This window comes from Amycolatopsis regifaucium (assembly GCF_001613935.1).
Lineage (GTDB): Bacteria > Actinomycetota > Actinomycetes > Mycobacteriales > Pseudonocardiaceae > Amycolatopsis > Amycolatopsis regifaucium.
Map to the genome: position 1 here is coordinate 889,883 of NZ_LQCI01000034.1, position 20,727 is coordinate 910,609.

Genomic DNA, 20,727 nt, shown 5'->3' on the forward strand with positions numbered 1-20,727 from the left:
GCATGATCGAACTCAAAAGCCCCGGCGAGCTACAGGCGATGCGCGCCGCCGGACTGGTCGTCTGGCGCACCCTCACCGCGGTGCGCGAGATCGCCAAGCCGGGGGCCACGACGGCCGATCTCGACGAACTCGCCGAGCAGACGATCCGCGACGCCGGTGCGGTGCCCTCGTTCAAGGGCTACCACGGCTTCCCGGCGTCGATCTGCGCCTCGGTGAATGAGCAGATCGTCCACGGCATCCCGTCGAAGACGCAGGTCCTCAACGAGGGCGACATCATCTCGGTGGACTGCGGTGCGATCCTCGACGGCTGGCACGGCGACTCCGCTGTCACCCTCGCGATCGGTGAGGTGTCAAAGGCGGATCTCGCGCTTTCGGCGGCCACCGAGGCCGCGATGTGGGCGGGGATCGCCGCGGTGTCGTCCGGTGGCCGGCTCACCGACATCTCGCACGCCGTGCAGACCGCGGCCGAGAAGGCGAGCCGGGAAGACGGCATCGAGTACGGGATGATCGTCGAGTACGGCGGTCACGGCATCGGGCGCCAGATGCACATGGACCCGTTCCTGCCGAACCTGGGCAAGCCGGGCAAGGGCCCGCGGCTCAAGACCGGGATGGCGCTCGCGATCGAGCCCATGCTGACCGGTGGCGGCGGCGAGACCGTCGAGCTCGACGACGGGTGGACCGTCGTGACCGCGGACGGCTCACGTGCCGCGCACTGGGAGCACACCGTCGCCATCACCGATGACGGCCCGTGGGTGCTGACCGCCCCCGAAGACGCCTGACCCAGCCCCGCCCCGCCCGGATCGCGTTTAGCCCGCTAACCGCGACGTGCGCCCCGACCTGCGTTTAGCCCCCTGATCGCGATCACCGGGAGCGCGATCAGGGGGCTAAAGTCGCGTGGGCGCCGGAGCGCGGTTAGCGGGCTAAACGCGAGTCAGGCCGCCGTCAGGCACAGCGCCGAGTCCGCCGGGAGCCGCCCGCTCCTGCCCCCATCGGGTGCACTTCGCCCGGCCGGACGCCGCCAGGTCACTGGCCTCCCGGAGCGCGATTAGGGGGCGAAACGCACGTCGGCGCAGGCGTACGATGGAGGCAGTCGCCACTGGCGGGCACAGGGGTCACCTAACACAGTCACCCCCCGTTTGGGGCTCACGACACGGGTTGCGTACACTGTCAAGTCGGTGTACTCATCGCGCCCGGATCCTGCGCGCTCGTGACTTCTCGCGAACGGACATTGGAGCCGGGCAGGAGTGTGCCGAAGCACCACCCAGCCAAGCACTCAAGCTCTGACTGATAACACAGCGTAGCGACAGGAAATGCGGAGGACATGGGCAAGAAAGACGGGGCCATCGAGGTCGAAGGCCGCGTAGTCGAGCCGCTCCCCAACGCGATGTTCCGCGTCGAGTTGGAGAACGGCCACAAGGTCCTTGCACACATCAGCGGCAAGATGCGGCAGCACTACATCCGCATCCTGCCCGAGGACAGGGTTGTCGTGGAGCTCTCGCCCTACGACTTGTCTCGTGGTCGCATCGTCTATCGCTACAAGTGATCACGACGAGTTAGCACAAGCAGGAGAGCAGGAGACGTGAAGGTCCAGCCGAGCGTCAAGAAGATCTGCGACAAGTGCAAGGTGATCCGCCGTCACGGCCGGATCATGGTGATCTGCGAGAACCTGCGGCACAAGCAGCGGCAGGGCTGATCACTCGCACTCGTACAGAGTGGATTGACGGCTACACAATCTCCCCGCACCTGCCGGGCCGTGCGAACGGCCCGGTTCACCCTCGGACTTCAGGCCGAGGCCGGGACACCCGAAGCGCAAGCAGAGGGCACGACAGGCGAGTCGGTCCCGGGACCGGACGGGGAGCAGACCTGAAGATGAAATCTATGAAGGAGCATCAACGCCAATGGCACGACTCGCTGGCGTAGACCTCCCCCGCGAAAAGCGGTTGGAGATCGCGCTGACCTACATCTACGGCATCGGCCGTACCCGCTCGAAGCAGCTCATCGCGGCTGCCGAGCTCAACGCGGACACTCGCGTCAAGGATCTGAGCGATGACGACCTCGCCAAGCTGCGGGTCTACATCGAAGAGAACTTCAAGGTCGAGGGTGACCTTCGCCGCGAGGTGAACGCCGACATCCGTCGGAAGATCGAGATCGGGTGCTACGAGGGCCTTCGCTGGCGTCGCGGACTTCCCGTCCGTGGTCAGCGCACCAAGACCAACGCCCGCACCCGCAAGGGTCCGAAGAAGACGGTCGCCGGCAAGAAGAAGGCTGGCAAGAAGTGAGCGTCCAGGGCAAGAAGGTCGTGCAGATGGGCGGCGTTCACCGTCGCGGCTCGGCTTGTGTCTCGCCCAAGGCGCTCTACGCCCGCCCGATGGCGCTGCGGAACCTGTACACCGACGCCGGTTCGATCATCCGGCGCGGCCAGGCCGAAGCGGTCGCCGCTCACCAAGAGAACGCGCGCTAACAGGAGAACCCTCAAAACATGCCACCGAAGTCTCGTACTGCGGCGGGGGCCAAGAAGGTCCGCCGTAAGGAAAAGAAGAATGTCGCGCACGGTCACGCGCACATCAAGAGCACCTTCAACAACACCATCGTCTCGATCACGGACCCGACCGGTGCCGTGATCGCGTGGGCGTCGAGTGGTCACGTGGGCTTCAAGGGCTCGCGTAAGTCCACCCCGTTCGCCGCGCAGATGGCCGCCGAGAACGCCGCCCGCAAGGCTGCCGAGCACGGCATGAAGAAGGTCGACGTTTTCGTGAAGGGCCCGGGTTCGGGCCGCGAGACGGCGATCCGCTCGCTGCAGGCGGCCGGCCTCGAGGTCGGCACCATCCAGGACGTGACCCCGCAGCCTCACAACGGCTGCCGCCCGCCCAAGCGGCGCCGGGTCTGAGGAACGGGGAGGAGTAAGAAGAAATGGCTCGTTACACCGGCCCCGCGACGCGTATTTCGCGTCGCCTCAAGGTTGACCTCATCGGCGGCGACCAGGCTTTCGAGCGTCGCCCCTATCCGCCCGGCCAGCACGGCCGCGGTCGGATCAAGGAGTCCGAGTACCTCCTGCAGTCGCAGGAGAAGCAGAAGGCTCGTTACACGTACGGCGTTCTCGAGCGTCAGTTCGTCCGGTACTACAAGGAAGCCGTTCGGCGTCCCGGTAAGACCGGTGAGAACCTGCTGCAGATCCTCGAGTCCCGTCTCGACAACGTGATCTACCGCGCCGGCATCGCCCGCACCCGCCGTCAGGCGCGTCAGCTGGTGAGCCACGGTCACTTCGTGGTCAACGGCGTCAAGGTCAACGTTCCCTCGTATCAGGTCAGCAAGTGGGACATCATCGACGTACGGCCGAAGTCGTTCTCGATGCTGCCCTTCGTCGCTGCCAAGGAGTCGTTCGGCGAGCGTCCCGTTCCCGCGTGGCTCCAGGTTGTTCCGTCCAACCTCCGTGTGCTGGTCCACCAGCTCCCGGAGCGCGCTCAGATCGATGTTCCGGTCCAGGAACAGCTGATCGTCGAGCTCTACTCGAAGTGATCCATCACCGGGCCGGGGTTTCCCCGGCCCGGTGTGGGCACGGGCGGCGGCGCCCGGAGCGCGCCGCCGTTTCGCCATCCCTTTCGGTGTCATATGGCGGGCGCCGTTTGGAAAGGAATTAGGAAAGATGCTGATTTCCCAGCGGCCGGCTCTCGGCGAAGAGACGGTCAACGAGACCCGCTCCCGGTTCACCATCGAACCGCTGGAGCCCGGCTTCGGCTACACGCTCGGCAACTCGCTGCGGCGCACGCTGCTGTCGTCCATTCCGGGCGCGGCCGTGACGAGCATCCGCATCGACGGCGTGCTGCACGAGTTCACCACCGTTCCCGGGGTGAAGGAAGACGTCACCGACATCATCCTGAACCTCAAGGAGCTCGTGGTCTCCTCGGAAGAGGACGAGCCGGTCACCATGTACCTGCGCAAGCAGGGTCCCGGTGAGGTCACGGCTGCCGACATCGTGCCCCCGGCCGGTGTCACCGTGCACAACCCGGATCTGCACATCGCGTCGCTGAACGGCAAGGGCAAGCTCGAGATCGAGCTCGTCGTCGAGCGCGGCCGCGGTTACGTTCCGGCCCTGCAGAACAAGCAGGCGGGCGCGGAGATCGGCCGGATCCCGGTCGACTCCATCTACTCCCCGGTGCTGAAGGTGACCTACAAGGTCGAGGCGACTCGTGTCGAGCAGCGCACCGACTTCGACAAGCTGATCCTGGACGTGGAGACGAAGCCGTCGATCACGCCGCGGGACGCCGTCGCGTCGGCCGGTAAGACGCTGGTGGAGCTGTTCGGTCTCGCGCGCGAGCTGAACGTCGACGCCGAGGGCATCGAGATCGGCCCGTCGCCGCAGGAGGCGGACACCATCGCCGCCTACGCGATGCCGATCGAGGACCTGGACCTCACCGTCCGGTCGTACAACTGCCTCAAGCGCGAGGGCATCCACACCGTCGGCGAACTGGTCTCGCGCAGCGAGGCCGACCTGCTGGACATCCGCAACTTCGGTGCGAAGTCGATCGACGAGGTCAAGCTCAAGCTCGTCGGTCTCGGCCTCGCGCTGAAGGACAGCCCGCCCGGGTTCGACCCGACCGCGGCCGCGGCCAGCTACGACGGTGAAGGCTGGTCTGAGGGCGTCGACAGCATCACGGACGGAATTTCGGACAATGGCCACGACGATGGCCAGGACTACGCAGAGACGGAGCAGCTGTAAGGCCAGCTACGGCTCCCTCACACCAGTAGGGGTGGGGGAGCGACGGCCTCCAGCTGTGAGCTGAACGAGGAGAACCGATGCCCACCCCCACAAAGGGACCCCGTCTCGGCGGGTCGCCCGCGCACGAGCGGCTGATTCTGGCCAATCTGGCCACCCAGCTGTTCGAGCACGGCAAGATCACGACGACCGAGGCGAAGGCCCGGCGGGTGCGCCCGCTGGCCGAGAAGCTGATCACGAAGGCGAAGCGGGGCGACCTGCACAACCGTCGTCAGATCCAGCGTGTGGTGCGCGACAAGGACGTCGTGCACAAGCTGATCGCCGAGATCGGTCCGTTCTTCGCGGAGCGTCCGGGTGGCTACACCCGGATCACCAAGACGATGGCGCGCAAGGGCGACAACGCCCCCATGGCGGTCATCGAGCTGGTGGCCGAGAAGACCGTCACCGCCGAGGCCGAGGCCGCGCGCAAGACGAAGTTCGCCAAGGACGAGCCGAAGGCTGCCGCCCCGGCCGCCGAGGAGACCACCGAGGCCACTGAGGCTGCCGACACGGCCGCCACTGAGGCTCCGGAGGCCACCGAGGCTCCTGCCGCCGACGAGGCTGCTGAGGCCCCCGCCGCGGACGCGGACAGCAAGAAGGACTGACGTCCTGACGGCACCGAACACCCCGGACGAGCCCGCCACTCCCACTGCGGAGGGCGGGCTCGTTCGTCTGCGTCTGGATGTTTCCTACGACGGCACCGATTTCTCCGGCTGGGCGCGGCAACCTGGGCGGCGCACGGTCCAGGGCGTCCTCGAAGAGGCGCTCGCGAAGCAGCCTCCAGGAGCCTCGGTTCCGAAGTCCGTCGTCGTCGCCGGCCGCACCGACGCCGGTGTACACGCGGCCGGCCAGGTGGTCCACGTCGACGTGTCGCCTTTAGCGGGCAAAACGCGATCCGGTCGCCTGGAACTGGACGAGCAAGGCATTCCTGACCTGGGGCGGATGTGTCACCGCTGGAATCGGTATCTCCCGGGGGACGTCCGGGTACTGGGCGCTCGCGTGGCGCCCGCGGGTTTCGATGCGCGGTTTTCCGCCGTGCGGAGGCACTATCGCTACCGCGTCTCCGACGCACCGTGGGGCGTGGATCCCTTGAGGCGCCACGACACCCTGGCCTGGGGACGACCGCTCTCGATCGACGCGATGAACGAGGCGTCAGCGTCCCTCATGGGGCTCCAGGACTTCGCTGCCTTCTGCAAACAGCGCGAAGGCGGGACGACAATCCGAGAGCTGCAAAGGCTCGTCTGGCGGCGTACCGGGCCGCACGCGGTCGAGGTCGACGTCTCCGCCGACGCGTTCTGCCACTCGATGGTGCGGAGCCTGGTCGGGGCACTACTTCTGGTCGGCGATGGCCGCCGTCCGCTCGATTGGCCCGGCGATGTCCTGGAAAGCCGCACGCGTGACAGCGCTGTCGCTCCCGCTCACGGCCTCACGCTGGTGGCCGTCGACTACCCGCCGGACACCGAACTCGCCGCCCGCGCCGATCAAACGCGCGCCATGCGCACTCCCTCCTGACCCGGCCGCGGCACAGTTAGCGGGCTGACCGCGCCCCGGCGGGCTCGCAGGACGGCCTCGACGACGCCTTCGAAATCGGTCGCCAGATCGTCCGCGGTGACGATGACGAACCGCCAGCCTTCGGCCTCCGCCCGTCTTCGGCGTTTGCGATCGTGAGCCCGTTGTTCCGGCGTGTTGTGCCATCGGCCGTCGTATTCGATGGCGACTTTGGCCTCGTCATCCGCCAGGTCCAGGCGAGCGATGAAATGACCCGTTCGGGAGAAGACCTCGACCTGAGGTGTCGTCTTGATGCCGCCGGCGGCCAGTACGATTCGCAGCTCCGATTCCCGGGGTGACTCCGCGCGCGGATCGGACAGTCGCAAAGCATGTCTGGCCAACCGGATCCCTCGATTGCGGCGGCCATAGAACTCCCGGTTGAGATGCAGATCGGTCAGCTTCTCGGCTCTCATGAACTGGTCCAGATCCGGGACGCCGGTGCGGAGTCGTCGCACCCAGCCGGCTTTCCGGGGAGAAAGCCGGAGGAGCAGGTCCAACGCGATCCGGCTTTTCCTCGCGATACGAATCCCGTTCCACGGCTTCGATTCTTCGGGTTTGACCTCGGTCCGCCGGACCTTGATACCCACTATCGGACCGAAGCGGTGTTTCTCCGGCACGATCATCTCGACCGGGTCGTTGGGCCTGGCCAGCTCGGTGCCGTGGACGGTCGCGGCCGATCGGCCGGTCAGCACGGCTTCCGGAGGTGCCAGCAACGCGGCGCCGCGGCAGCGCAGCTCGTGCGTGACTTCTACGTCAGCGCGCGTGTAGACGTCCTGGAACAGTCTCCGCACGCTGGGACCGCGTAGCCGGCTCGCCGTGATGAGACCCGCTTTACGCGCCTCAGAGCCGCGGAAGACGTCAGGGAGATGGGATGCATCGAATGGTTTGGTCACGCCGACACGGTGATCGACAAGACCGACAACCCATGGTCATCACCGCTCCCACAGTGCCGACTTATCCACAACCCCCGGCTTATCCACAGCCGTCGCGATTGCCTCTTGACCGACCAGCGCGCGACCCGCTTCCCGGCCCAGGTCGACTTTCGCCCCCTAATCGCGCTCTGGGGCGGGACGCAAAACGGGGGCACTGTCCGATATGGACAGTGCCCCTGCGGAGCACCTTTAGGCCGCTAAAGTCGACGCGGGCGGGTTAGTCGCCGCGGCGCACGGGGCCCAGGATCTGCTGTTCCTTGGCCGTCGTGACCAGGCGAAGGGGCCGCCACAGGTTGCGTCCCAGCGCGACGACCTGGTCGTCCTTCAACGTCGTGAGCTGCTTCATCATCTGCGGCGGGAGCCGCCAGATGCGCGCGGCCAGCTCGGCCTGTCCGGGCGGGAGCCGCTGCATCAGCACCAGGTCGGCCGCGTTCGCGGTCGCCCCGGCCTGCGGGTGCAGGTACGGCAGCACGTAGACCGTCGTCTGCCACGGCGAGCGCGGCGGGAACAGGTCCTGTGGCGTCGGACCGCCGTCGGTCACCACGAGCAGCGGCGCGTCCTCCGACGGACGTGGGAGGTCCACCGGCGACAGCCGCCGGATCTGCACCAGCGGCGACGGCCTGCCGTTGGGCTGATTCCCCGCCGCTTGGGGGAGAACCTGCCACGCGGCCGGACGTCCGGTCGCCACGACGACCCACGCCCCGACGGCCATCGCCCGCAGCGCCACCTGGCGAGCCAGGTACAGGCCGCCGACCAGCACGATCCGGGTCGGTGTCGAGCGCAGCGCGGAGATCGTCAGCGGCTCGCCCTTGAGGCCGGAGCCGAGGACGATTCCGCCTCGGTCGCCGGACGGGCTGATCGCGTCGAGCATGGCCGGGTCGACGGTGAATTCCGGGGCGACCCCGGCGTTCTGGCCAGCGTCACGCATTCGGGTGCTCATGCCGTGCCTCCGATCGGCAACGTCGCGGAGAACCCGGAGATCTGCAGGCCGCGCAACGGCGTCAGCGTCACGCCCAGCCGGTCCGAGATGCCCTGCAACCGCTGGTCCGCCGCATCAAGTTCACGCGGGTTCCGGGCGCTCAGGCGCACGATGCCCCGCAAGCCGATCTTGCCTTCGTCAGCCGACGGCGAGATCGACATCGCCACCGTCGCCGACAACGCGCGGACACTGGTCAGCGCGTTCAAGCTGCCGCTGATCTTGCCCTTGGGCCAGCTGGTGATCGCGTAGCTCGCGTGTCCGATGCCCGCCGCGGTGACGCCGGTCCAGCGCTCCTGCAGACCGACTTTCGCGGGCGAACCGGCGACCGCGGTCAGCTCGGCGGCCGAAATGCTGGACCGCAGCAGCTCGTCCGGATCGAGCGGCCGGGTCGGCACGCCCTGGGACTCCAGGGCGTTGCGTACCCGCGACAACGCGCCGATCAGCGCGCGGTGGGCACCGACGACGCCGCCGCCGCGTTCGCGGATGGCGGCCGGGCACCGGCGCGGGTCGAGCCGGATGGCGACCCACGTCGTCCGCCGCGCGGCCGCGGGAAGCGGGCCGAGCACCTCCATATAGGAACTGAGCGCGGGCGAGTCCGACGGAAGCGCCGCGCTACCCGGATAGCAGTGCCAGATCATCTGGATCGAGTCGAGGACCACGCCGCGGTCTTCGAGACACGGCGCGAGCGCGGACAGCGGCAGGCTCGGCGCGCCACCGGCCTGGGTGATCAGCGCGGGCGCGGGTTCGACGAGCAGGACGGCGGTCCACGTCCCGTCGTTCCACGCGATGCCGACCTGCTGGCGTTCGTGGTCTACGCCGTGCGCGACGACGAGATCGGGAACAGCGAGGCGAAGCAGGTTCACCCGGGCGTCGTCGGGGCCGGTGACGGCGTCCTCTTCGGCGGCGAGCGCCTCGATGCTGCTCGGCGGAAGCGGAGTCGCCACGCGATCATGCGAGCGGAACATGTACCGCAGGGTGAGGCCAGCCCACTGGGTGAACCAGCGGCCGCCCCAGCGCAGGAACGCGATGATGATCGCGACCGCGAGGACGCCGATCGCGACGTACTTCAGCTTCATGTCGATCGCGAGGAGCACGAGACCGATCGCGAGCCCGAGTTCGAGCACGACCAGGTTCGCCACGGGCAGCGGGCCGAGGTTGATCCCGCCGGTCCGGCGCCGTGCGGGCGCGGCTATCCGCACCGCCGGGGTGGGCGGAGGACCGGACTGCGGGCCGGGGCCGCCGGACGGAGGACCGCCCGGGCCACCGGGCCCACCAGGTCCGCCCGGGCCACCAGGACCGCCGGGCCCACCAGGCCCTCCTGGACCGGGGCCGCCGGGACCCTGCGGTCCGCCAGGACCTCCTGGGCCTCCGGGTCCGCGAGGAACACCGGGGCCTCCAGGGCCGCCGGCGGGGCCACCCGGACCGCCCGGCCTGCCGGGCCTTGGCGGCGGCCCCGGCGGGCGGCCTGGAGGTTGAGACCCCGGAGGGCCAGGCGGACGTGGAGGAGTGGTGACGGACATCCGCGCTTTCTCTTCCCCTCGTGCGTGCTGCGTACCCGGAAAGCCGGTCCCGAGGAACTCGACCCTAGCTGGAGTTGGTAGAAACCCCACACCAGACGGTCCCCGTACGGCTATCCTGCGGAACCGTACCGCGACGGGGAGGACTGTAGGTCGAGAATGCCATCAACACCGACTACTAAGTCTCAAGTTCAGGCTTATCAGTTCGTTCTGCGCCGGATGCAATCCGCGCTGGTCCGTCGCGACGCCGTCATGCTCCACGACCCGATGCGCACGCACACGCGCGCCACCATCGTGGGTGTCGTGCTTGCCGCGCTGGGCGTCCTGGTCTTCGTGATCTGGGGACTCCTGAGCCCGAAGCCTTCCGTGCCGGACGCGGGAAACATCGTCATCGGCGAACAGTCCGGAACGGTTTACGTCGTCGCGGGAAACCCCAAGAAACTGATTCCCACCTTCAACCTCGCCTCCGCCAGGCTGCTGATCATCGCTCAGTCGAAACAGGGGGCGCAGCAGGCGGGAAACAAGCCTTCCGGACCTGTCCAGGCCTCCGAGGTGAAGAACCCCACAGTCGTTTCGGACGAACAGCTGAAGAACATTCCCCGCGGCCAGCTCATGGGTATTCCCAACGGCCCGCAGCTGATGCCGACCGAAGGCCAGCGGGTCGCCCCGGAGTGGGGCGTCTGCGACGAGGTCATGTACGACCCGACGGTGCCGCGGCCGGATCTCACGAAGACGGAGACGACCGTCTACGCGGGTGTGAAACAGCTGGGGAACCGTGAGCTCGGCCAGAACGAGGCACTGCTGGCCAAGGGTGCCAACGGCCGGACCTATCTGATCTACCGGCTGGCGGCGAACCCCAACCTCCCGAACGCGAACGCCGTCAAGGCCGAGATCAAGCCCGACGCCAGCGCTGTGCTGTCCGCGTTGAAGCTGCCCGATCAGCCTCGCGGTATCTCCCAGGGCCTGCTGGACGCGATTCCCGAGGTGCCGGAGCTGAAACTGCCGGACGTCGAGGGCAAGGGCGGGACCCCCAACTTCGACATCGACGGCCTCAAGATCGGAGACGTCTTCTCCACCGAGCAGGCCGGCGGGAAACTGGACTTCTACCTCATCACGCGGGAGGGGATCCAGGCCATCTCCCCGGCCGTCGCGGACATCGTCCAGACCGGGAAGAACGACGGCAGCACTTCGGTGATGTCCGTGGCGCTGGGCAAGATCCGCAACGTCGCGCGGGTGACCGCGGGACAGCAGGGCTTCGTCGACCTCGACGCGTACCCCCAGACCGTTCCGACCGTGCTCAACGCGACTCAGGGCTCCCGCGTCTCCTGCCTGAGCTGGTCGATCGTCGGCGAGGGCGCGAACCGGGACGGGCACACCGCGGTGTTCGTCGACGACAAGCTGCCGAAGGGCAGGAACGCCGACGGTTCCGCTCCCGGGGTCAAGATCGGTACCCCGGGTCCGGTCGGCGCGCCGATCAACAGCTTCTACATGGAGCCGGGTTTCGCGGCGGTCGTCCAGTCGGCGACCGGCAGGGAGACCTTCGACAAGGGGCCGATCCAGCTGATCTCCGATCGCGGGATCCGGTACGGCGTCCCGGACGCGGTCACGGCGGACTCGATCGGGCTCAACAAGCGCGTGCCCGCACCGGAAGCCATCGTCAGGATCCTGCCGGTCGGCGCGTCGCTGAACACGCAGGACGTGCTTCGTACGTTCGACACGGTGCCGATCGACGACAGGGCGGGTTCGGTCGCGACTCAGTCGCAGCAGACTCCGGCGGGGAACTGATCCCGGGAACCCCTGGGCAGGCGCGCGCGTCTCAACGCCCAAGCACAATCGGGTGAGTGGAGGGTGCAGTGGCCGGCCTGAAGATCGACGGCACCGTCGTCGATGACTACGCGAAGCGGGTGGACGCGGCCGCCGGAGAACTCGAGCTGGCGGCCGCCGAAGTGACCGGGGACGGCGTCACGGTCGAATCCCACGGCACGCTGGGGGAGGAGCTGGGACTCGGCGCGTCTTACGGGCGGGCGGCCGAGGCCATCCGACGTCAGCTGGTGGAAGGCGCGGCCGCGCTGCGGTCGGCGTCGGAGGCCCTGCACACGGTGACCGCGCGGCACGCCGGACACGACGACGAAGCCGCCCAGATCATCAAGCACGCCGTGGAGCTCTGAGCCGCATGATCGCCGAGTCGGAGAACCCGACCGATTCCATCCCGCACCCGATGGCGGCCGCGCGCCCTGCCGCTCCGGTGGCGCCCCAGAGCGCGTTTAGCCCGCTAAACGCGACGGGGTCGGGAGAGACGGGGTCGGGAGAGGATGGCCTGGTCGAGGCCGCCGCACCGCATCTCGCTTTTCTCGCGGAGCTGTCCGGCCATCTGGGGCTGATCGATCCGGTCGAGGCCTACCTGACCCCGCTGGCGGCACGCTGGGAGGACTTGAAGGACGAGGCCGACCGGCTCCGGAAGGCAGCGAAGACCGCGGGCACCGTCTCAAAAGAACTGTCGGAGGATCTCGGCCGCCTCGACGCCGGATGGTCGGGTAAGGACGCCGACGCGTTCGTCGCGTACATCCGGGACATCCACGTCGCGGGCACTGATGTCGAAGACGCCCTCACCACGTTGGCTGGTTCGCTGGACGAACTGGTGCTGTCGATCCGCCGCATCCTGACCGACCTCGTCGAGGTCCTGGTCGATACGGCCGAACTGACTTCCGAGACCGCGATGCTGCCGGTCGGCGGCGTCCGGCGGGCGCGAACTCAGCTCGAGGAGGCGCAGGAGTCGGCCAAGGCGCTTTCCGAAGCCGCACGCGACGTACTCGAGGGCTTTGTGAGGTTTTGCGACGGCGTCGACGATCCTGATGCCGCGTCGCGGAGCATCGAGATCGCACACCGGTTCCCGCAAGAGGAGTTCAAGCTCCATGACGAGGCCCCGGCGGGTGCGCCGGTGCCGGAGAAGAACGCCAGCGACGGGGCGGCAGCCGGTGCGCCTGATTCCGAGGAGCAGTCGACGTCGCCGTCCGCGGCCGACCCTGGCGAGGGCCGGAAGACCGGGTCGCAGGATCCTCTGATCGAGCAGGGGCAAGCACCGATCCCGGAGGTCGCGCCCGTGCAGGCATCCCCGGCTCCTGGCCAGGCCGCTGCCGGGGCGGGGACCGCGATGATGCCGATGGGGATGGCGCCGATGGGGATGGGCATGGGCGGGGGAGGCCGGACGGCTCACCAGTCGAAGACACGGCCGGCCTCGAAGCCGTCCGACGTGGTCGGCGAGCCCGGTCAGGTCGTCCCGCCCGTGATCGGCGAGGACGACACCCCCGCGAAACCCGGCCCGAAGCCCAAGCCCGCCAAGTAGGTGCCCCACGGGCGGAGCGACTTTCGCGGGCTAACCGTGATCCGGGCGGGGCTCGCCTCAGCGCCGCACAGATCGCGATCAGCCCGCGAAACGCAAGTGCTACGGGGTTTTACGGCCAGGTGAGGCGGTCGGCCGGTTGCGGCGGACCGAGTGCACCACGAACAGCGTGATGAGCAGTGCCACCAGACCCCCGCCGGTGCCGGCGAGCGCGACGATCATCGGGGCCGAGTCCCGGTCGTTCGCCGGCGGCAGGTTGGCGGGCAGCTGAACCGGCTTGGCCTTGTCCGCCTCCGACGGCACGATCGCCGTCAGCGCCGCGATCGGGTCGATGACCCCGAAGCCGACGAAGTTGTCCCGTCCGCCCGGCGCCGCGGGGTGCTGCGCCGTCGCCTTGATCCGGTTCATCACCTCACGCGCGCTCAGGCCCTGGAACTTCGCGCGCACGAGAGCGGCCACCCCCGCGACGTACGGTGCGGCGAAGCTGGTCCCCTGGATGGGACCAGGGTCTCCGCCGCCCTCGATGGTCAGGTTCGCCAGGCTGCTCGACCCTTCCGCCGGATCCAGCGAAATGATCTTGGTTCCGGGAGCGGCGACACTGACCCAGGGGCCGTTGACGCTGAATTGCGCGACACCGCCGGTTTCGTCGATCGCCGCGACGGACAGGACATCGTCGGAGAACCACGGCGGCGTGACGATCATCTTGGGGGACTTGGGGTCCGGCTGGTCGTTCTGCGGGCATTTGTCGCCGACGTTGCCCGCCGCCGCGACGACGACCACGTCGCGCTCGACGGCGTAGTTCACCGCAGCCTGCAGCTGCTTCTCGCCATCGGTGATGCCGCCGGTGGCCGGACGACAGTTGTCGACCGACATGTTGATCACTTGGGCGCCCTTGTCGACGGCGCGGACCACGGCCTGCGCGAGCGTCTTCAGCGTCCCGGCGGTTTTGCCTTGTTCCTGCTGCCGCCCGCCCTTGTTCTGGCCCGGCGCCGTTCCGTCCGCCGCTCCGCCGACAGCGCCGTTGCCCTGCGAGGACGGCGGAAGCTGCGATCCCGGATTGCTCGAAGAGGCGGGCGGTGCGGAACTGGAGGGCGGCGCGGCCGGCGGTTCCGGCTTCTTCTCCGTCTCTTCGTAGTTCTGGCTCGACTGCCGGATCGACAGGATCGTGGCGTCCGGCGCGACCCCGCGGAACCCGATACTCGCGTCCGGTGGGTTCGCGGCGATGATCCCCGCCACCTCGGTGCCGTGGCCGTCGCAGTCCTCGAGTCCCGGTGCCTTGCCGCCGCCGGGAGGCGCGACATAGTCACCTCCCGATTCGACACGACCGCCGAAGTACGGGTGCGCGCTCACCCCGGTGTCGATCACGGCGACCTTGACACCTCCGCCGATCGACTTGGTGGCACCGCGCATCAGCTGGTGCACCTTTTCGATCTGCAGGTACTCCTGGCCCCACGGGCGGTTCTTGATGTCGACCTGGTCACCGCCGAGCTTGCTGCGCTGTACGCACTCCGTCTTCTTTTCGTAGTTCTTGTCCGGCCTGCCATCGTCCGTCGGCTTCTTGGACTTGTCCACCGGGGGCGGAGTCGCGTAATAGCCACCGGCGTCCGACGGGACGCTGCTTTGCTGTGCCCACGCGGGAAGCGCCACCGACGCCGGCGAGAGCACACCGATACCGGCCGCCAGCAGCACCGTTCCGGTACGTCCGGCGAGGCCGAGGTGGCGGACGCGCGTCCCCCTGGACTTCCGCGCTGCGGCCATCAGAGCATCATCCGATCGGGTCGTCACTTGAAGTTGAGGTGGCGCAGCGTCGTGTAGAGATCCATGACGCCGAGGGCCAGCGGGAGCACCGTCGCGATGAAGACGGCCTCGAAGATCTCCACGGTTCGCCGCAGCGGCGGCGAGAAGCGCTGGTTCGGGAAGATCACGCCGACCACGAGCGCGCCCGCGCCGATCAGCAGCAGCGCGCCGAACACGAACAGGACGCGGTTCAGCGGGCTCGCCGACCACATCCAGCCGAGCAGGATGCCCGCGCCGGACACCATGCCGGTGGTCAGCAGCGCGATGGCCTGCGCGCCGTTCGCGTACGCCCGCGCACGCAGGAGCAGGACCAGCGTGGCGACCACGCCGAGGATCGGGCCGAAGATCGACGGCGACGTCGAGGCGATGATCGCGAACAGCGCGGTGGCGGCGCCGCAGCCGGTCAGCAGGCCGGTCATGTACTGGTGGGCGACCGCGGTGCGGCGCTCGATGGCGCGGTAGTCCGGGAAGCCCGAGTCTTCCTTGAGTTCTTCGGCGCTCCCGGGAACGTGGGGCGTCGGGAGGGCGGCGAGCTTGATCGTCGCGCGCGGCAGGATCGAGATGCAGGCCAGCGCGAAGGCGGTCGCGCCGGCGGCGATACCGGGGATCGGGGTGTCGATGAGCGTCGCGGCCAGGAACGTCAACGCCGAGATCGTGGCTGTTGTCGCGGCGGCGATGAAGGTGGTGATTCCGTGGCCGATGACGAGGATGCAGACCGCCGCCACGATGATCACGAGGGTGCTCGCGAGCAGAAGGTTCGCCCACAGGGAGAGTCCCGGCACGATGTAGAAGCCACTGACGAAGGCCAGCGGCAGGCCGCCCGTCGCGGCGATCAAGACGCCGGTCGCCTCGGCCTTGTAGGCCTTGGCCAGTGTCGCGCCGATCGCGACGCACGCGATCGCGCCGACGCCACCGGCGATGGCGGCGGCGAGGGCATTGCCGCCGTACAAGGAGCCGCTGGTGAAGAGCGCGAGGGCCGCGAAGAACAGAGCCAGGCCGCCCGCGATGTGTCCGAAGCGGCGCGCCGTTTCCTTGGTCCACGGCCGGAAGCTGTCCGGGGAGGACTCCGCGATCGCGTCGACGACGTCGTCGTACAGCGGCGGAGGCGGGTTCTCGTTGCGCTTGCGCAGCTGCAGCAGTTCGCCGTCGACGACGCCGAGGGACGCGAGGGTCCGGCTCGGGTCGAGCGGCGCGTCGCCGAGCTTCGCCAGCGCCCAGCCGCCGTGGCGGGCGCCGCCGTCCGGCGTCGCCTCCTTCGCCATCTCCAACAGCATGGGCAGCAGGTCCGCCACCGCGACGTCAGCCGGCAAAGCCACGTCGATCCGGGTGCGTGGTGCGACCACCGTCACCCTGCTGAATACCGTCGTGCCCGTTGCCACTGCCTTCCCCCTGCCCTGAGAGTCTGCTCCCGGGGGAACTTATACCGAACCCGGGTGCGCCCATCATCGACTGTCGGAAAAAGACCGGCAAAAGTAAGGGAAACGACCCACGCGGTCCTCTCACCGCGCGCCGGGCACGTCGACTTTCGCGGGCTAACCGTGACGCTTAGCGGGCCTAAGTACTTCGGGGCTCCCGTGCCGCCGGATCGCGGTTAGGCGGCGAAAGTCGACGTGGGCCGGCCGGAGGCCTGCCGGTTCGTTGGGGGTTGTCGGTCCCGCGCCCTACACTCCCCGGCATGCGTATGGCCCCGGTCGGGGCCGTTCTCGGCGTTGTCCGGATTTTCCCCGGTCACGTTCGATAGGTTGTCTCGCGCACCAGTACGCGCACCAACGGTGGCCGCCATCGTCGAGTTTGAAGAGGGGTCCTTCGATGAGCACGCTGCAGTTCAAGAAGTCACCGCGCCTGGCGGCGCCGCGGCCGCCGGGTGGCGAGGTGCATCTCGAACCGCCGCCTGAGGTGCCCCGCACCATCCCGGGCAACATCGTCATGAAGCTGCTTCCCGCGGTGATGATCGTCGCCTCCCTCGGGATGATGGTCTTCATGTTCACCACGGGTGGACGCAACCCCATGATGATGATGATGGGCGGCATGATGGTGCTGAGCACCGTCGGCATGATGGCCGGTGGTGCGGGCAAGGGCGGCGGCGCCAAAAAGGCCGAGATGGACGAGGACCGCAAGGACTACCTGCGCTACCTCGGCCAGATGCGTGACAGGGCCCGCGAGGCCATGGTCGACCAGCGCGCCGCGCTCGAGTGGGTCCACCCCGACCCGCAGACGCTGTGGTCGCTGGCCGCGAGCCGCCGCATGTGGGAACGCCGCCAGAACGACCAGGACTTCCTCCACCTCCGCGTCGGCCGCAGTTCGCACCGGCTCGCGACGCGGCTCGTGCCGCCGCAGACCGGCCCGGTCGACGAACTGGAGCCGATCGCGACGCTGGCCCTGCGCCGGTTCGTCCGCGCGCACTCGATCGTGCCGGATCTGCCGACCCAGATCACCCTCCGCGGGTTCGCCGCGGTCAGCATGCAGGGCGACCGGGGCCTGACCCGCGGCCTCACCCGGGCGATGCTGGCCCAGCTGGTCACCTTCCACAGCCCCGACGACGTCCTCATCGCGATCGCGACGGCGGGCCGCGCCAAAGAAGAATGGGAATGGGCGAAGTGGCTGCCGCACGCCCAGCACCCGGCGCTCGCCGACGGCATCGGCCAGCTGCGCATGATGGCGGGCTCCCTCGCGCAGATCGAGCAGTGGCTCGACGAAGAACTCCGTGACCGCCAGCGGTTCTCCCGTAACGCGACGCCCGCCCCGGATCAGCCGCACGTGGTGATCGTCGTCGACGACGCCGAGGTCACCCGCGAGGAGCAGATCATCCTCGAAGAGGGCCTCGTCGGCGTCACCCTCATCGACCTTTCCGACTCCATCGGCAACCTTGCGGCCCGTCGTGGTCTGCGGCTGGTGGTCGAGGAAGACCGCCTCGGCGCGCGCAGCGCCGGCGGCGTCGAGTGGTTCGGCCGTCCGGACACGCTGAGCGTGGTCGAGGCCGAAGCGCTGGCACGACTGCTCGCGCCGTACCGCGTCGGCACCGCCGCGCAGGACGCGGCCGAGGAAGAGCCGCTGCTGTCGAACCCCGGTCTGCTCGAACTGCTGGGGATCCCCGGCGACCCGATGACCTTCGACGTCCAGCAGGCCTGGCGGCCGCGTCCGGTGCGCGACCGCTACCGCGTCCCGTTCGGCGTCGGCGAGTACGGCCAGCCGGTCGAGCTGGACATCAAGGAAGCCGCGATGGAGGGCATGGGCCCGCACGGCCTGTGCATCGGGGCGACCGGTTCCGGTAAGTCCGAGTTCCTCCGCACCCTGGTGCTCGGCATGCTCGCGACACATTCGTCGAGCACGCTGAACTTCGTCCTCGTCGACTTCAAGGGTGGTGCGACGTTCCTCGGTCTGGACGCCGCGCCGCACGTGTCCGCGGTCATCACCAACCTCGCGGACGAGGTCACGCTGGTCGACCGGATGAAGGACGCCCTGGCCGGTGAGATGAACCGGCGCCAGGAGGCGCTGAAGAACGGCGGTAACTTCAAAAACGTCTGGGAGTACGAGAAGGCCCGCGAGAACGGCGCCGACCTCGACCCGCTGCCCGCCCTCTTCATCGTCTGTGACGAGTTCTCCGAGCTGCTGGCCGCGAAGCCGGACTTCATCGACCTGTTCGTCGCCATCGGACGGCTGGGCCGGTCGCTGCAGATGCACATGCTCCTCGCGTCGCAGCGGCTGGAAGAGGGCAAGCTGCGCGGCCTCGACTCGCACCTTTCCTACCGCATCGGTCTCAAGACCTTCTCCGCCGCGGAATCCCGTGCCGCGATCGGCGTGCCTGACGCGTTCGAGCTGCCGTCGGTCCCGGGTGGTGGTTACCTGAAGTACGACACCTCGACGCTGGTCCGCTTCAAGGCTTCGTACGTCTCGGGCCCGTACCGGCCCGCGGGCATCAAGGCGGCCGGCCCGGTCGCGACCGTGGTCCGCGCGGACAAGCGCCCGCAGCTGTTCGTCCCCGACTTCGTCGAACTGCCGAAGGAGCCGGAGCCGCAGCAGATCGAGGCCGCGCCGGTGGAGCAGGCCAAGTCTGAGGAAGCCGTCGAGCCCAGCGAGCTCGACGTGATCGTGTCCCGGCTGGTCGGCCAGGGCCCGCCGGCCCACGAGGTCTGGCTGCCGCCGCTCAAGGAACCGAACTCGCTCGACACCCTGCTGCCGAACCTGAACCCCACCGACGACCGCGGTCTTTCCCCGGTCGGATTCTTCGGCAACGGACGGCTGCAGGTGCCGCTCGGCATCGTCGACCGGCCGTACGAACAGCGTCGTGACCTGCTCTGGGCCGACTTCTCCGGTGGCGCCGGGCACGGTGTGATCGTCGGCGGTCCGCAGTCGGGCAAGTCGACCATGCTCCGGACGCTGATCATGTCGATGGCGCTGACCCACACCCCCGAAGAGGCGCAGTTCTACGCGCTCGACCTCGGTGGCGGTACCTTGGCCGGTCTCCAGGGCCTGCCGCACGTCGGTGGCGTCGCCGTCGCCCGGCGCGAGCCGGACAAGGCCCGCCGGATCGTCGCCGAGCTGACCACCCTGCTCACCGAGCGGGAAGGCAAGTTCGGCGCGCTGGGCATCGACTCGATGAACGAGTTCCGCAACCGGAAACGGCGCGGCGAGATCAAGCCCGAAGACGACGCCTTCGGTGACGCCTTCCTGATCGTCGACAACTGGAAGGCGCTGCGGGACGACTTCGACGAGCTGGAAACCTCGATCACCAAGCTCGCCACCCAGGGTCTTTCCTACGGCGTGCACGTCGTCATCGCGGCGAACCGGTGGGCGGACATCCGTCCCGCCATCAAGGACATGATCGGTACCCGGTTCGAACTCCGCCTGGGTGACCCGAGCGAGTCCGACATCGACCGCCGCGTCGCGGTGAACGTGCCGGCCGGTCGCCCCGGCCGCGGTCTGACCAGGGACAAGCTGCACCTGCTGACCGGTCTTCCGCGGATCGACGGCTCGAGCAACCCCGACGACGTCGCCGCCGGTGTCGCCGACGCGGTGGCGAAGATCAAGGGTGCGTGGCGCGGCCGCCCGGCGCCGCAGGTCCGCCTGCTGCCCGAGATGGTCACCTACGACGAGGTCCTCAGCATCGACACCAAGCGCAACACGAAGCTGGTGCCGATCGGCGTCAACGAGGAAGACCTCCAGCCGATCTACCTCGACTTCATGGCCGATTCGCACTTCTACGCGTTCGCGGACGGCGAGTCGGGCAAGACGAACCTGCTGCGGCAGATCACCCGGGGCATCACCGAGCGGTACACGACGCAGGAAGCGGTCATCATCCTCGTCGACTACCGGCGCACGATGCTCGGCTTCATCGGCGGAGACCAGCTGCTCGGTTACGCGGTTTCCGCCGCGCAGCTGGAAAGCATGGTCAAGGACGTCCACGGGTCGATGACCCGGCGGCTCCCCGGTCCGGACGTGACGCAGGAACAGCTGAAGACGCGGTCCTGGTGGACCGGTCCGGAGCTGTTCATCATCGTCGACGACTACGACCTGGTCGCCACGCAGACGAGCAACCCGCTGAAGCCGCTCGCCGAGTTCCTCGCCCAGGCGAAGGACGTCGGTCTGCACGTCGTCGTGGTGCGCCGCAGCGGTGGCGCGGCCCGGGCGATGTTCGACCCGATCCTCGGCAAGCTCAGGGAGATCGCGGCGCCCGGTATGGTCATGAACGGCTCGCGGGACGAGGGCAACCTCATCGCCAACGTGAAGCCGAGCCAGATGCCGCCGGGCCGAGGAAACCTCGTGACCCGGAAGCACGGCAAGCAGCTCATGCAGGTCTCGTGGATCCAGCCGGACTGACCTTCCGCGGAACCAGGTGAGGTACGGGCTGGGCGTGGGGTGAC

Annotated in this window: 19 protein-coding genes; 14 read left to right on the plus strand and 5 right to left on the minus strand. The window is 68.6% G+C overall.

The window, feature by feature from the left end:
- Positions 1-2 precede the first annotated feature (2 nt).
- The 10 genes from map (at position 3) to truA (ending at position 6,265) form a co-directional block, all read left to right on the plus strand.
- Positions 3-779 carry a type I methionyl aminopeptidase gene (gene map / locus AVL48_RS28160; protein WP_061979950.1) on the plus strand — a complete coding sequence of 259 codons (777 nt, stop codon included), beginning with the start codon at positions 3-5 and terminating at the stop codon, positions 777-779.
- A gap of 542 nt (positions 780-1,321) precedes the next feature.
- Complete coding sequence (infA, locus tag AVL48_RS28165) at positions 1,322-1,543, plus strand: translation initiation factor IF-1 (protein ID WP_005166804.1); 222 nt, start codon at positions 1,322-1,324, stop codon at positions 1,541-1,543.
- Positions 1,544-1,579: 36 nt separating this feature from the next.
- On the plus strand, positions 1,580-1,693 hold the full coding sequence (gene rpmJ / locus AVL48_RS28170) for a 50S ribosomal protein L36 (protein WP_004558882.1): 114 nt from the start codon (positions 1,580-1,582) through the stop codon (positions 1,691-1,693).
- Positions 1,694-1,898: 205 nt separating this feature from the next.
- The gene (rpsM, locus tag AVL48_RS28175) at positions 1,899-2,279 is read left to right on the plus strand and encodes a 30S ribosomal protein S13 (protein ID WP_005166805.1); all 381 of its coding nucleotides are present in this window, start codon (positions 1,899-1,901) and stop codon (positions 2,277-2,279) included.
- Positions 2,276-2,461 carry a hypothetical protein gene (locus tag AVL48_RS28180; protein WP_004558884.1) on the plus strand — a complete coding sequence of 62 codons (186 nt, stop codon included), beginning with the start codon at positions 2,276-2,278 and terminating at the stop codon, positions 2,459-2,461. Before rpsM ends, AVL48_RS28180 begins: the two co-directional genes overlap by 4 nt.
- Before the next feature lie 18 nt (positions 2,462-2,479).
- Positions 2,480-2,887, plus strand: coding sequence for a 30S ribosomal protein S11 (rpsK, locus tag AVL48_RS28185; protein ID WP_004558885.1), 408 nt, complete (start codon positions 2,480-2,482; stop codon positions 2,885-2,887).
- A gap of 23 nt (positions 2,888-2,910) precedes the next feature.
- On the plus strand, positions 2,911-3,516 hold the full coding sequence (gene rpsD, locus AVL48_RS28190) for a 30S ribosomal protein S4 (protein ID WP_061979949.1): 606 nt from the start codon (positions 2,911-2,913) through the stop codon (positions 3,514-3,516).
- Positions 3,517-3,643: 127 nt separating this feature from the next.
- Positions 3,644-4,717 carry a DNA-directed RNA polymerase subunit alpha gene (locus AVL48_RS28195; RefSeq protein ID WP_005166811.1) on the plus strand — a complete coding sequence of 358 codons (1,074 nt, stop codon included), beginning with the start codon at positions 3,644-3,646 and terminating at the stop codon, positions 4,715-4,717.
- Positions 4,718-4,794: 77 nt separating this feature from the next.
- Positions 4,795-5,358: a 50S ribosomal protein L17 gene (gene rplQ / locus AVL48_RS28200; RefSeq protein ID WP_061979948.1), complete on the plus strand. Its 564-nt coding sequence runs from the start codon at positions 4,795-4,797 to the stop codon at positions 5,356-5,358.
- Between the two features lie 73 nt (positions 5,359-5,431).
- Positions 5,432-6,265, plus strand: a complete 834-nt coding sequence (gene truA, locus AVL48_RS28205; RefSeq protein ID WP_177242263.1) for a tRNA pseudouridine(38-40) synthase TruA — start codon at positions 5,432-5,434, stop codon at positions 6,263-6,265.
- On the opposite strand, the gene AVL48_RS28210 is transcribed toward truA, so the two are convergent.
- The 3 genes from AVL48_RS28210 to eccE all read right to left on the minus strand — a co-directional run bounded on the left by AVL48_RS28210 (position 6,235) and on the right by eccE (position 9,351).
- Entirely contained in the window at positions 6,235-7,194 is a 960-nt protein-coding gene (locus AVL48_RS28210; protein ID WP_061979946.1) for an endonuclease domain-containing protein, read from the minus strand. The two genes, truA and AVL48_RS28210, sit on opposite strands and share 31 nt — an antisense overlap.
- A gap of 256 nt (positions 7,195-7,450) precedes the next feature.
- Positions 7,451-8,173, minus strand: a complete 723-nt coding sequence (locus tag AVL48_RS28215) for a hypothetical protein (RefSeq protein ID WP_037314709.1) — start codon at positions 8,171-8,173, stop codon at positions 7,451-7,453.
- A complete protein-coding gene (eccE, locus tag AVL48_RS28220) occupies positions 8,170-9,351 on the minus strand; it encodes a type VII secretion protein EccE (protein ID WP_061979945.1) in 1,182 nt (393 codons plus the stop codon). The genes AVL48_RS28215 and eccE overlap by 4 nt, the downstream gene beginning before the upstream one ends.
- Before the next feature lie 537 nt (positions 9,352-9,888).
- On the opposite strand from eccE, the gene eccB reads away from it, so the two are divergent.
- The 3 genes from eccB to AVL48_RS28240 are packed head-to-tail and all read left to right on the plus strand — an operon-like array spanning position 9,889 to position 13,072.
- Entirely contained in the window at positions 9,889-11,514 is a 1,626-nt protein-coding gene (eccB, locus tag AVL48_RS28230; protein ID WP_074038208.1) for a type VII secretion protein EccB, read from the plus strand.
- A gap of 56 nt (positions 11,515-11,570) precedes the next feature.
- Positions 11,571-11,897 (plus strand): hypothetical protein, encoded by a 327-nt coding sequence (locus AVL48_RS28235; RefSeq protein WP_244162503.1) that lies wholly within the window; start codon positions 11,571-11,573, stop codon positions 11,895-11,897.
- Positions 11,898-11,902: 5 nt separating this feature from the next.
- Positions 11,903-13,072: a WXG100 family type VII secretion target gene (locus AVL48_RS28240; RefSeq protein ID WP_061979941.1), complete on the plus strand. Its 1,170-nt coding sequence runs from the start codon at positions 11,903-11,905 to the stop codon at positions 13,070-13,072.
- Positions 13,073-13,171: 99 nt separating this feature from the next.
- Here the strand turns inward: AVL48_RS28240 and mycP are convergent, their stop codons facing one another.
- On the minus strand, positions 13,172-14,827 hold the full coding sequence (mycP, locus tag AVL48_RS28245; RefSeq protein WP_061979940.1) for a type VII secretion-associated serine protease mycosin: 1,656 nt from the start codon (positions 14,825-14,827) through the stop codon (positions 13,172-13,174).
- 23 nt (positions 14,828-14,850) lie between these two features.
- On the minus strand, positions 14,851-16,215 hold the full coding sequence (gene eccD / locus AVL48_RS28250; RefSeq protein ID WP_082857780.1) for a type VII secretion integral membrane protein EccD: 1,365 nt from the start codon (positions 16,213-16,215) through the stop codon (positions 14,851-14,853).
- A 460-nt stretch (positions 16,216-16,675) separates the two neighbouring features.
- Here eccD and eccCa point away from each other — a divergent pair, with 460 nt between their 5' ends.
- On the plus strand, positions 16,676-20,683 hold the full coding sequence (gene eccCa / locus AVL48_RS28255) for a type VII secretion protein EccCa (RefSeq protein WP_061979938.1): 4,008 nt from the start codon (positions 16,676-16,678) through the stop codon (positions 20,681-20,683).
- Positions 20,684-20,727 lie beyond the last annotated feature (44 nt).